Below are 11,790 nucleotides of genomic sequence, written 5' to 3'. Positions count from 1 at the left end.
GAGGCGAGGACTGACAAAGCCGTGAAGCTGGATTCCATGTACCAGGACGTCATCCTGGACCACTACAAGCACCCCCACGGGCGCGGTCTTCGGGACGGCGACGCCGAGGTGCACCATGTCAACCCGACCTGCGGCGACGAGATCACGCTGCGCGTCCGCCTGGACGGCGCGACGATCGAGGACGTGTCGTACGAGGGTCAGGGCTGCTCCATCAGCCAGGCCAGCGCGTCCGTCCTCAACGACCTGCTCGTCGGCAAGCAGCTCGGCGAGGCGCAGAAGATCCAGGAGACCTTCCTGGAGCTGATGCAGTCCAAGGGCCAGATGGAGCCGGATGACGCCATGGAGGAGGTGCTGGAGGACGCCGTGGCCTTCGCCGGCGTCTCCAAGTACCCGGCGCGCGTGAAGTGCGCCCTGCTCAGTTGGATGGCCTGGAAGGACGCCACGGCCAAGGCCCTCTCCGAGGAGGCGAAGACCGCATGACCGAAACGACCACCAAGCCGGCCTCGGAGGAAGAGGTCCGTGAGGCCCTCTACGACGTCGTCGACCCCGAGCTGGGCATCGATGTCGTCAACCTCGGCCTGATCTACGGCATCCACATCGACGACGCCAACATCGCCACCATCGACATGACGCTGACGTCCGCGGCCTGCCCGCTGACCGACGTCATCGAGGACCAGGCGAAGTCGGCCACCGACGGCATCGTCAACGAGCTGAAGATCAACTGGGTCTGGATGCCCCCGTGGGGCCCGGACAAGATCACCGACGACGGCCGTGAGCAGCTGCGCGCGCTGGGCTTCAACGTCTGAGGCGACCGCCTCCGCCGCGCCGATACGGCCGCGTTCACCGGGACCTCCCGGCGGGCGCGGCCGTTTCGCCGTTTCACGGAGCCTGCCAGGCGTTGTGTACGGTCGTACACAACGTTGTGTACGCTCGTACGCATGGGCTATCTGACGCTGGCAGGGGCGATAGTGTCCGAGATCCTCGCGACCACCTCGATGAAATACAGCGACGGTTTCACCAGGCTGTGGCCGTCGGTGGGCACCACGGTCGGCTATCTGCTGGCCTTTGCGCTGCTGGCGCAGACGTTGAAGACCATGAGCGTGGGCACCGCGTACGCCATCTGGGCGGGGACCGGGACGGCCGTCATCGCCGCGATCGGGATCGTGTTCCTGGGGGAGAGCGCCAGCCCGCTGAGGATCCTGGGAGTGCTGCTGGTGATCGCCGGGGTCGTGGTGCTGAACATGGGCGGGGCGCACTGATGGGACGGCGGCGCTACGACCCGGAAAGACGGCAGCGGATCATCGATGCGGCGATCGCGGTGGTCGGCGAGCGGGGGATCGCGGGGCTCAGCCACCGCGCCGTGGCCGCCGCGGCCCAGGTGCCGCTGGGGTCGACGACGTACCACTTCGCGAGCCTGGACGATCTGCTGGTCGCCGCGCTGCGGCAGGTCAACGGGGTGTGCCTGGCGGACTTCGCGCGCTGGGTGGAGCGGATCGACCCCGCGGTGCCGCTCGCGGAGCAGGTGGCCGAGCTGGTCGGGGAGACGCTGGCCGGGGACCGGTCGCGGGTGGAGCTGGAGTACGAGCTGTATCTGACCGCGCTGCGGCGCGAGGCGGTGCGGCCGATCGCCGCGGAATGCCTGGACGAGATGGTGCGGCTGCTCGGCCGCCGGATCGGCGACGACCGCACCGCGCGGGCCGTGGTGGCGTTCCTGGACGGGGTGCTGCTCCAGCATCTGCTCACCGGGCAGCCCTTCGAACCCGCCGCGGTACGGGCCGGGCTGGCCGGTGTGCTGGCCTGAGCCCGGCGCCGGACGGGACGGCAAACCGGCCCGTACGGCCCTGCGAAGCGGCGATCCGGTTCGTGCTCCCCTACGAACCCGGTTGTGCGACCGCACGGCCGCGGACCGGTCGCTGAGACCGGTTCGCCTCGGCGGGGGCCGTCCGGTTAGGTTTCGAGCATGACCGATGCTGCTTCCTCTCCCCGTACCACCGGCGCCGTTGCCGCCGGCCTCGCCACCCTCGCCTCCGACGGCACCGTCCTCGACACCTGGTACCCGGCCCCCCAGCTGGTGCCGGCCACCGCCGACAGCCCCGGCCCGGCCGGTACCGAGCGGCTGGAGGACGACCGCGCCGCCGAGCTGCTCGGCGACGCCGTGCTCAAGGCGATCGGCCCCGACCCGGTCCGTGAGGTGGAGGTCGTGGCCGTCCGCACGGTCATCTCCTCGCTGGACGACAAGCCGCTGGACGCCCACGACGCCTACCTCCGCCTCCACCTGCTCAGCCACCGCCTGGTCAAGCCGCACGGCCAGAACCTGGAGGGCATCTTCGGCCTGCTGGCGAACGTCGCCTGGACCTCGCTGGGCCCGGTGCCCGTCGACCGGCTGGAGACGGCGCGCCTCAACGCCCGCGCCGAGGGGCTCCACCTGATGGTCACCAGCGTCGACAAGTTCCCGCGGATGACCGACTATGTCGCCCCCGCCGGCGTGCGCATCGGCGACGCCGACCGGGTGCGGCTGGGCGCCCACCTGGCGGCCGGCACCACCGTCATGCACGAGGGCTTCGTCAACTTCAACGCCGGGACGCTGGGCACCTCCATGGTCGAGGGCCGGATCAGCGCGGGCGTCGTCATCGGCGACGGCACCGACATCGGCGGCGGCGCCTCGACCATGGGCACCCTCTCCGGCGGCGGCAAGCAGATCATCTCGATCGGCGAACGCTGTCTGCTGGGCGCCGAGTCCGGTATCGGTATCGCGCTGGGCGACGAATGCGTCGTGGAAGCCGGTCTGTACCTGACCGCGGGCACCCGGGTCACCATGCCGGACGGACAGATCGTCAAAGCGCTGGAGCTCTCGGGCGGCGACAACATCCTCTTCCGCCGCAACTCCACCACCGGCACCGTCGAGGCCCGCCCGAACAAGGCGGCCTGGGGCGGTCTCAACGAGATCCTGCACAGCCACAACTGACGCCACCGGTACGGCGTCGAACGGCCCGGCGGGCATTCCGCCGGGCCGTCGCCCTGCGGCGGACGGGGCCGGTGGGTGACCTGTGGGGGATGGTGTCCGGGCCGTGCGCGGGCGCAGGGCAGCGTATGCACCCGGCGCGGGGCCCGGGGCCGCAGTGCGCTGCTGTCGGCGGGGCCGGGGCTGGTCCACCATGGCGGGAACGGTGTACTACGGACCGTGCCGGGAGGCTCCATGAGGCTGGGCAAACCGCTCGCTGTCGGCGTCGCGGAGGAAGTGGGACCAGAGGCCGGCGAGGTGCTGGCCGAGGAGTGGGGGGCCGGGGCCTGGGCGGCCGTCGTGCCGCTGGACGAGGTGGCGGTGGCCTGTGCCGGGCAGGCGGCGCGGCCGTTCGTCGGGGCGCTGGTCGGCCGATGATGCGGCGCCTGCCGCGGGAACGCCCCGCCGAACCGCCCCGGGGATACCAGCTCGCCCATCCGGTGCTGGCGGAGGACTGCGGCCGGATCGGGTTCGCCGGGATCACCACCGGCGGGGCCCAGCCCTACGGGGTGGTCGACGAGGCGCGCTGCCAGTACGGGCGGCGGCACCGCGCTCCGGCGCTGCGCTGCGACTGCGGCTTCTCCTGTCTGCACACCTTCGCCCAGGCGTTCGCCCTGGCCCGCTCCGGTACCCACCGCCGGGCGGCGATCCTGGAGATCGCGGTGCTCGGCCCCTACATCCGCTTCGAACGCGGGATGCGCCATGCCCGCCAGCGGGTGCGGGTGGCGCGGATCGCGCCGTGCGGCTGCGGGCGGCCGCCGGAGGTCTTCGTGGACGCCGGCTGGGGACGGACCGGCTGGCGGGGGATGTCCGGCCGCTGCGGCGACTGCGCGGCCGGGCACGGCCAGGTGAGCTTCGAGGACTTCGTGCGGATCGGCGGCGGCCGGCTGCGGGTGCTGCCCGGCCACCGCGACACCGGACCGGCCCGTCCCGGCCCGGAGGCAGTGGGCGGAGGCCGCGGCGCGCGCCGATAGGCTTGGCCGTATGCGTGATCTGGCAGCGGGGATACGGTACTTGGGCAAGGGGCAGCGCTGGGTCGCCCGGCACGGCCGGTGGTGGGGGTTCGGGCTGATTCCCGCGCTGATCGCCCTGGTGCTCTACGGGGCGGTGCTCACCGTGCTCGCCCTGTTCTCCGGCGATATCGCCGCCTGGGCGACGCCGTTCGCCGACGGCTGGGGCGCGCCCTGGCAGGGGCTGCTGCGCGGGCTCTTCGTCGCGCTGCTGTTCGCGGGCGCGCTGCTGCTGTCCGTACTGACCTTCACCGCCGTCACGCTGGTGATCGGCGACCCCTTCTACGAGTCGCTGTCCGAGCAGGTGGAGAAGGACGAGGGCGGCTGTCCCGAGGGGGCGGACCGGCCGCTGTGGCGGGAGATCTGGATCGCACTGTGCGACAGCGTGCATGTGCTGCTGCGGGCGGCCGGGTTCGGGATCCTGCTGTTCGCGCTGGGCTTCGTGCCGTTCCTCGGGCAGACGGTGATCCCGGTCGTCGGCTTCTGCGTCAACGGCTTCTTCCTCGCCGTCGAGCTCACGTCGGTGGCGATGCAGCGCCGGGACATCCCGGTCCGCGAGCGGCTGCGGCTGCTGCGCGGCCGCAAGGCCCTCGCCGTCGGCTTCGGCACCCCGGTGGTGCTGCTGTTCCTGATCCCGTTCGTGGCGGTGGTGCTGATGCCGGGCGCGGTCGCGGGTGCGACGCTGCTGGTGCGGGACCTCCTGCCGGCCGACGAGCAGGAGCCCGAGGAGATGCGGGCCCAGGCGCCGCAGCCGGGGTACTGACCCGGGCAGCGACGCGGCCGCCGCACCCTAGGGGGCGGTGGCCGCGTCATGCCGTGACGGGTGGGCGACGGAGCCTACGGCCGGATGCGCAGCACCTGCGGATCGTGGTCGCTGGCCTGGTCGGCGTACTCGGAGTTGATGTGGACGATGTCGTAGTCCGGCCCGGCGAGCGCCTTGCTGGTGAGCATGTGGTCCAGGACCTGGGAGTTGCCCTGGTAGACGTAGCCGTAGCGCTCGGCCCGGGGCAGCCGGTTCACCTGGTCGGTGAGCACCCCGCCGTCGGTGAGGTCCTTCAGGGCGGGGGAGAACTGGTAGTCGTTGAGGTCGCCGACGACGACCACCTCGGCCTTGGGGTCCTTGCCCAGCAGATCCTTGACGAAGCCGTTGACCAGCTTCGCCTGCGCGGTGCGCTGGACCTCGGAGCTGCGGGCCGGCGGCTGGAAGCGGCTGTCGAGGCCCTGGTCGCCGCCCTTGGAGTCGAAGTGGTTGGCGACCACGAACACCCGGCTGCCCGGACGGCTCTTGAGCGAGAACTGCCCGACCAGCGGCTTGCGGCTGGTCTTCCACGCCGGGTCGGTGGGCGCGATACGGCCCGGGGACGCGGACAGCGTGGCCTTGCCGTGGTCGGAGACGACCTTCACCGGCGTGGTGGCGTTGCCGCCCTTGATGTCGGTGAACCCGACCCGCTGGGGGTTGAAGAGGAACGCGACCCGGATGTTGCCGCCGGGCTGCCCGCCGTCCTGGTCGTTGACCGGGTCGATCTGCCGCGCCTCGTACGCCGGACCGCCCGCCGCCTTGATCGCGTCGGTGAGCTTCTTCAGCGTGGTCCCGGCGGTGACCGTGCCGTCGTCCTTCGGGCCGCTGTCGTCCTGGACCTCCTCCAGTGCGACCACATCCGGCGCGGACAGGTTCTTCACCAGCGCCTTCGCCAGCCGGTCGAACTTGGCCTGCGGGGTCGCGGGGGAGAGGTTCTCGACGTTGTACGTGGCCACGGCCAGTTCGTCGGACTTCTGCTTGCGGGTGGTCTCCGGGGCCGGGCCGTGGCCGGTCAGCGACCCCAGCGTGGTGGCCTGGACGGTGTAGCCGCCGAAGTTGTCGTAGTCCAGCGGCCCGGCGGTGGTGCCGGCCAGTTGGTCGCCGACATCGGCTTGGGGGAACGGGTGCTGGGAGAAGGGGATCAGCGACTGGACCTTGACCCGGGCGCCGTTGGGGTCCGCGTACGAGCCGTAGAGCATCCCGCCGCGGGCGGTGCGGTCATGGTCCGGATCGGCGGTGATCCACAGCTCGTTATGGGGGTTGGTGGGGCCGACGACGCGGGGGTTGACGACCGCGACCCGCATGCCCTCCAGGGACTCGTAGCGGTCCAGGGCGTACTTGTCGGGCCGCAGGGTGAGGGATTCGATGCTCTTGCCGCGCGCGTCGGGAGCGTAAGTGCCCGGTATCGAGGACGCGTTGAGCTTGAACGGAGCCGGCAGCGGGGCCTTGGCGGCGGTGACCTTCCAGGTGGCGCCGGTGATCTCGGTGACGGACTGGAGGCCGGCGTTCTTGCCGCCGGGGTAGTACTCGCTGACCGTGCCGCTGACGGTGAGCGCGTTGCCGACCTCGACCTTCGGCGTCTGTTTGCCGGTGTAGACGAAGACGGCCTCGCTGGTGGCGTCGTTGGAGTCCGGATGCGGGTCCTGTAGCCAGAAGCCCCGCGCCGAGCCGAAGGAGCGGACCGCGGTGACCGTGCCCGGTACGTCGCTGACCTGCTGGCCGGCGAGCGGGGATATGCGGGTGGTGCCCTGGATGTCGTGGATCCGGGTGCCGGCCGCGGTGGCGGACTGGGTGGCCGTGACCAGGCCGCCGGCGAGGGCGGCCGCGGCCACCGCGCCGATGGCGGCGGGCCTGCGGAGCGAACGACCAGATGGCATGCTGTGCCTCCGAGGGAGTGTGGGGGATGGAGCAACAGTGCGTGCGAGCGTGCGGGACGGCGCTGTGCTACGCGCGTCAATCTCCGTTCTGCACAAGGGAGTTGTCAAGGTTTTCCGGGTGTCCGGCGGCCTACGGGAGGGTGAACCGCCCGAGATGCGGCGAATTCCGTCTACGCTGGGGCGGCGCACCCGCACGTCGTCCCCGAGGAGCTGACCGTTCATGTCCGCAGACCGCCCCACCCTGCCGCCGGTGCGGCTGCACTCCGAAGCGGAGCTGGCCCGGGAGGCGCTCGGCGCCCCGCTGATGGCCCGCGCCGCCAAGCTCGCCCGCTGGGCCGAGCGGGGCGTGCCCGTCGGTGCCGGCGGCGAGATCCTTCCGGAGGCGCTGGGCGAGGCCACCGTTCTCCTGGGACTGGCGGACGACGAGGACGGCCCGGCCCACACCGCCGAGGCATGGCAGCTGGCGGTGGACACCGGGCTGGTGGAGATCACGGAGCACCCCGGCGAGGAGGACGCCGCCGCCGACGCGGCGGCGGGCACCGCCCGCCCCGGCGAGGAGCTGGGCCTGCTCACCTCCGGCAGCCCGCACGACATCCTCGACATCTGGCTGGAGGGCATGGAAACGGTGCTCGCCGACGCGGCCGCCCCCGACCTCGCCGATATCGCCGACCAGATCGCCGAGGGCGGCGAGCTGGACCTGGACGCGATCGACTGGAACCCGGAGGAGGAGGCCGAGCTGCTCGACGGCATCCTCGGCAACCTCTATCTGCTCACCGCCCTCGCCGAGAGCCCCGACCAGGCCGTTCCGCTGCCCGCCCTGGCCGCGTCCATGATCGTCCCGGACGATATGGACGAGCCCACCGATGACGTCCTCGAAGAGGTCTCCGAGGCGATGATGCGGCTGGACGACCAGTTCCGGGTGCTGGAGCCGATCGGGCTGGTGGCCTACCGGCCGGTCGACGAGGCGCTGATCGAGGAGCTGGACGAGCAGGGCGAGACGGTGACCGCGGCCGAGCCGCTCACCGACGAGGACGTCTCCCGTTACGGCATGGTCCGCCTGACCCCGCTCGGCGTGTATGCGGTGCGCGCCCGGATGCTGGACGCGGGGGTGGACGCCCCGGCCGTCGGCGACCTCAGCGACAAGGGCGCCGACGTCCTGCTGGACGCGCTGCCCGAGTACCCCGAGGCGCTCGCCCAGTCCGAGTCCGAGCTGTGGCTCGCCGCCCGCAGCCCGCTGGAGGCGGCCCGCGATCTGCTGGCGGCCGCCCGCGGCGACGACGACCGCGCCCCCGGCCGCCGGCTCGCCGCCCAGCAGACCCTCTCCCTGGTCGCGCCGGAGGCCGAGACCGCGCTGCGCGAGGTGCTCGACGACCGGCAGCTGGGCGGTCTGGCCCGGGTCTGGCTCGCCGAACGGGCGCTGCCCGGCATCCCCGAGCCGACCCAGGACATGATCTTCTGGTTGACGGTGGACACCATCGCCGCGCAGCTGGAGAGCGCGGACGACGAGGCGGCGGCCGAGCTGCGCGATCTGGTGGCGGGCCTGACCGAACAGCACAGCGGGTTCTTCGAGGCCGCCTGGCGGGTGGACCACCCGGCGACCGCGGACGTCCTGGAGGCGATGGGGCGGCTGCACCCGGACAAGAAGGCCGCCAAGGATGCCCGTAAGGCCGCGTTCAAGGCACGCTCGCGCCGGACGGCCTGAGCCCCGGGCGGTCTGAGCCCCCGGACGGGGTGTTCCCGGTGTACGGCGGGCGGCCGGTGCGGCCGCCCGCCGTGGTGTGTGCCGCGGGGCGCGGGCGGCCAACCGCTTCCTGGCCGTAGGACGGCGTTCAACTGGAGTTCGACAGAGCACGACAGTGTGCGGCGCAGAACACAGGGGAAGCCACCGGCCGTCCAGGAGATGACAATGCCGCTCACCCGGAGACACTTCGCCAGGCGCTCCGCCCTCACCGGCGCCTCGGTGGCGCTGGCCGGCAGCGTCGGCGTCCTGGCCACCGCGCCCGGCGCGCTCGGCGCGGAGCTCCCGCAGGCGGACCCCGACGACGCGGCGGACGGCACCGCCCTCGGCTACGGCCCGCTCCTGCCGGACCCGGACGGCATCCTCGCGCTGCCCGCCGGATTCTCGTACCGGATCATCACCCGCACCGGGGTGACCACGCTGGAGAGCGGCGAGTCCACTCCCTCGAACCACGACGGCACCGGCACCTTCGCCGGCCCCCGCGGCACCACGCTGCTCGTCAACAACCACGAGCTCAAGGGCCCGCGCGCCGACTGGCCGCACCCGGTGCCGCTCGCCGAAGGCCTGGTCTACGACCCGGCGGCGGCCGGCGGCTGCACGGTCGTGGAGGTCGCCAAGGACGGTACGCCGGTCGGCGAATGGGTCGGCATCGCGGGGACGTCCACCAACTGCGCGGGCGGTACGACTCCTTGGGGCACCTGGCTGACCTGCGAGGAGAACGAGGACAAGGCCGGCGACCACGGCATGACCGAGGACCACGGCTATGTCTTCGAGGTCGATCCCCACGACCGGGCGGCCGGCCGTGACCCGAAGCCCGTCAAGGCGCTGGGCCGCTACCCCCACGAGGCCGTGGTCGTCGACCCGAAGCGCGGCCATCTCTATCTGACCGAGGACGCCGCGGGCCCCAACGGCCTGCTCTACCGCTGGACTCCGCCCAAGGGCTTCGAGCACGGCCGCGGCCGACTGCGCACCCTGGCCGAGGACGCGGGCGTGCTCGCGGCCCCCCAGTGCTTCGACTCCGGCGGCCGGTACGTCGACGATCTCTCGCGCGCCACCAAGGTCGGCACGGTCTACGGCGTCGACTGGATCGAGGTGCCCGACCGCGACGCCCGGACGGTCTCGGTCCGCAAGCAGTTCGCGGCGGGGGAGGTCACCCGCGCCCGCAAGCTGGAGGGCATGTGGTGGGCGGACGGCGGCGCGTATGTGGTGTCGTCCTACGCCCGCGAGGAGAGCCCGGGCCGGCACGACGGGCAGGTGTGGTTCTACGACCCGCGGCGGCGGACGCTGACGCTGAAGATCCGCTTCGGCGTCAACCCCGACCCGGACCGGGACGGCGCGTTCGACGGCCCGGACAACATCAGCGTCTCCCCGTACGGCGGCCTGATCATCGCCGAGGACGGCGAGGGCCTCCAGCACCTTCTCGGGGCGACGGAGGACGGGCGGACCTATCCCCTCGCCCGCAACGAGCTCAACATCGGCACCGCGGACGAGCCGGAGTTCAGCGAGTTCACCGGGCCGGTGTTCTCGCCCGACGGGCGGACGCTGTTCGCCAACATCCAGGAGCCGGGGATCATGCTGGCGATCACGGGTCCGTGGCAGCGGGTCGGCTCCGGGCGGTAGCGGCGGCGGGCGCCGCCGGGGGGCCCGCCGACGACCGGCGGGCCGGTGCCCCCGCACCCCGCGGCCGGGGTCACAGGGCCGCGGCGCCCGGTTTGATCATGCCGCGCACGGTGCGGGCGTCGACGAACTCGCCCATCGCGGTCATCTCCCATTCGCCGGAGAACTGGCGGATGAGCTTGGCCATCAGCACGCCGGTGCGCGGCTCGCCGTGGGTGAGGTCGAAGCGGACCAGTTCCTCGCCGGTGGTCGCGTCCGACAGCCGGCAGTACGCCTTGGCGACGTCGGAGAACTTCTGGCCGGAGAAGGAGTTCACGGTGAAGACCAGGCCGGTGACCTCCTGGGGGAGGCCGCCGAGGTGGACGGTGATGGACTCGTCGTCGCCGGAGCCGTCGCCGGTGAGGTTGTCGCCGGAGTGCTGGATGGCACCGTTGAGGATCATCAGCTTGCCGAAGAAGCAGTTGTCGATCTTCTTGCGGTCCGGGCCGTAGGCGATCACGGACGCGTCGAGGTCGATGTCCTTGCCCCGGTAGGCGGGCTCCCAGCCCAGGCCCATGGAGACCGAACCGAGCAGCGGCCGGCCGCCCTTGATGAGGGAGACGGTCTGGTTCTTCCGGAGGCTGACCCGGCCCTTGTCGAGGTTGACCTTGCCGGTGCCCGGGGCCGCGGGGGCCGCGGGGGCCGGCGCGGGCGGAGCCGGCGGCGCGGGCGGGGCGGCCTGGGCCGGGGCGGGCGCCACCGGGGGAGCGGCGGGGGCGGGCGGCGCGGCCGGGGCCGGCGGCGTCTGCGGGGCGGCGGCCGGTTCGTCCACGGTCACGCCGAAGTCGGTGGCGATCCCGGCGAGCCCGTTGGCGTAGCCCTGGCCGACCGCGCGGACCTTCCAGGCGCCGTTGCGGCGGTAGATCTCCATGACGACCAGCGCGGTCTCCGGGCCCAGCCGCGGCGGGGTGAAGGTGGCGAGCACGCTGCCGTCGTCGGCGCTGCGGACCGTGCCGGTCGGCTCGGTGCCCGCGAAGGTGGCGCCGGGTGCGTCGAGGCTCGCGGTGACCACGATCTTCTCGATCTCCGCGGGCACCGCCGCGGTGTCCACCGTGATGGTGTCGCCGCGGCCGCCGGCCGCCGCGGAGTGCGTCACCCCGGGGCCGCCGGGCTGGTTGTAGAAGACGAAGTCCGCGTCGGAGCGCACCTTGCCGTGGGCGGTGAGCAGCAGGCCCGAGACATCCAGTCGCGCGGGGGCGGTGACATCCACCGCCACCCGCGCCGTGGTGAGCGGGAGGTTCGAGCCGGGAGTCATAGCGGTCATATCAGGGGTAACGAACGGCGCGCCTTTGCGGTTCCATTACTCGCCGTCAACGGCGCACCAGGGCGCCGCCGTTCCCGGTTGCGCGCCCGTCGGCCGTTCTCAGCGCCGTTCGCGGGAGTTGCCGAACAGCAGGCGGTAGGCGATCAGCAGGACCAGGGAGCCGGCGATCGCGGCGATCCACATGGACGGTTCGCCGATGTTCTGGGGGATCGGGCGGTGCAGGAACTTCGTGGACAGCCAGCCGCCGATGAACGAGCCGGCGATACCGATCAGGGTCGTGCCGACCACGCCGCCCGGATCCCGCCCCGGCAGCAGGATCTTGGCCGCCAGGCCCGCGATCAGCCCCAGTACGAGCCACGTGATGATGCCCATGATGCCTTCCTCGTTCCTGCCGTGAGGTCCCGCCAAAAGGTTCCTGCCCTGCGGGCCGGTCCGTACACGAGGA

13 protein-coding genes are annotated in these 11,790 nt (G+C 72.4%); 10 read left to right on the top strand and 3 right to left on the bottom strand.

Annotated features, from left to right (window positions below; genetic code table 11):
• The first annotated feature begins 21 nt into the window (after positions 1 to 21).
• The 8 genes from sufU (at position 22) to B1H19_RS11525 (ending at position 4,774) form a co-directional block, all read left to right on the top strand.
• A complete protein-coding gene (sufU, locus tag B1H19_RS11560; RefSeq protein ID WP_030069227.1) occupies positions 22 to 480 on the top strand; it encodes a Fe-S cluster assembly sulfur transfer protein SufU in 459 nt (152 codons plus the stop codon).
• Positions 477 to 806 carry a metal-sulfur cluster assembly factor gene (locus tag B1H19_RS11555; RefSeq protein ID WP_030069228.1) on the top strand — a complete coding sequence of 110 codons (330 nt, stop codon included), beginning with the start codon at positions 477 to 479 and terminating at the stop codon, positions 804 to 806. Before sufU ends, B1H19_RS11555 begins: the two co-directional genes overlap by 4 nt.
• A 132-nt stretch (positions 807 to 938) precedes the next feature.
• Positions 939 to 1,259 carry a DMT family transporter gene (locus B1H19_RS11550; protein ID WP_083109552.1) on the top strand — a complete coding sequence of 107 codons (321 nt, stop codon included), beginning with the start codon at positions 939 to 941 and terminating at the stop codon, positions 1,257 to 1,259.
• Positions 1,259 to 1,801 carry a TetR/AcrR family transcriptional regulator gene (locus tag B1H19_RS11545; protein ID WP_083104535.1) on the top strand — a complete coding sequence of 181 codons (543 nt, stop codon included), beginning with the start codon at positions 1,259 to 1,261 and terminating at the stop codon, positions 1,799 to 1,801. Before B1H19_RS11550 ends, B1H19_RS11545 begins: the two co-directional genes overlap by 1 nt.
• Before the next feature lie 159 nt (positions 1,802 to 1,960).
• Positions 1,961 to 2,965 (top strand): 2,3,4,5-tetrahydropyridine-2,6-dicarboxylate N-succinyltransferase, encoded by a 1,005-nt coding sequence (dapD, locus tag B1H19_RS11540; protein ID WP_083104534.1) that lies wholly within the window; start codon positions 1,961 to 1,963, stop codon positions 2,963 to 2,965.
• A gap of 231 nt (positions 2,966 to 3,196) precedes the next feature.
• Entirely contained in the window at positions 3,197 to 3,379 is a 183-nt protein-coding gene (locus tag B1H19_RS11535) for a hypothetical protein (RefSeq protein WP_083104533.1), read from the top strand.
• Complete coding sequence (locus B1H19_RS11530) at positions 3,376 to 3,975, top strand: hypothetical protein (RefSeq protein ID WP_159028041.1); 600 nt, start codon at positions 3,376 to 3,378, stop codon at positions 3,973 to 3,975. Before B1H19_RS11535 ends, B1H19_RS11530 begins: the two co-directional genes overlap by 4 nt.
• 10 nt (positions 3,976 to 3,985) lie before the next feature.
• Entirely contained in the window at positions 3,986 to 4,774 is a 789-nt protein-coding gene (locus B1H19_RS11525) for an EI24 domain-containing protein (RefSeq protein ID WP_083104531.1), read from the top strand.
• Between the two features lie 74 nt (positions 4,775 to 4,848).
• Here the strand turns inward: B1H19_RS11525 and B1H19_RS11520 are convergent, their stop codons facing one another.
• A complete protein-coding gene (locus tag B1H19_RS11520) occupies positions 4,849 to 6,687 on the bottom strand; it encodes an endonuclease/exonuclease/phosphatase family protein (protein ID WP_083104530.1) in 1,839 nt (612 codons plus the stop codon).
• Between the two features lie 220 nt (positions 6,688 to 6,907).
• Here B1H19_RS11520 and B1H19_RS11515 point away from each other — a divergent pair, with 220 nt between their 5' ends.
• Together B1H19_RS11515 and B1H19_RS11510 are read left to right on the top strand one after the other, a co-directional pair.
• On the top strand, positions 6,908 to 8,389 hold the full coding sequence (locus tag B1H19_RS11515) for a hypothetical protein (RefSeq protein ID WP_083104529.1): 1,482 nt from the start codon (positions 6,908 to 6,910) through the stop codon (positions 8,387 to 8,389).
• Positions 8,390 to 8,593: 204 nt separating this feature from the next.
• Complete coding sequence (locus B1H19_RS11510) at positions 8,594 to 10,045, top strand: alkaline phosphatase PhoX (RefSeq protein ID WP_083104528.1); 1,452 nt, start codon at positions 8,594 to 8,596, stop codon at positions 10,043 to 10,045.
• 70 nt (positions 10,046 to 10,115) lie between these two features.
• On the opposite strand, the gene B1H19_RS11505 is transcribed toward B1H19_RS11510, so the two are convergent.
• Together B1H19_RS11505 and B1H19_RS11500 are read right to left on the bottom strand one after the other, a co-directional pair.
• Entirely contained in the window at positions 10,116 to 11,336 is a 1,221-nt protein-coding gene (locus B1H19_RS11505) for a TerD family protein (protein WP_083104527.1), read from the bottom strand.
• A gap of 108 nt (positions 11,337 to 11,444) precedes the next feature.
• Complete coding sequence (locus tag B1H19_RS11500) at positions 11,445 to 11,717, bottom strand: GlsB/YeaQ/YmgE family stress response membrane protein (protein ID WP_083104526.1); 273 nt, start codon at positions 11,715 to 11,717, stop codon at positions 11,445 to 11,447.
• Positions 11,718 to 11,790: the final 73 nt, after the last annotated feature.

Source organism: Streptomyces gilvosporeus, assembly GCF_002082195.1.
Classification (GTDB): domain Bacteria; phylum Actinomycetota; class Actinomycetes; order Streptomycetales; family Streptomycetaceae; genus Streptomyces; species Streptomyces gilvosporeus.
The sequence above is the reverse complement of the archived record's forward strand: the minus strand, read 5'-3'. Positions and strand labels throughout refer to the sequence as shown.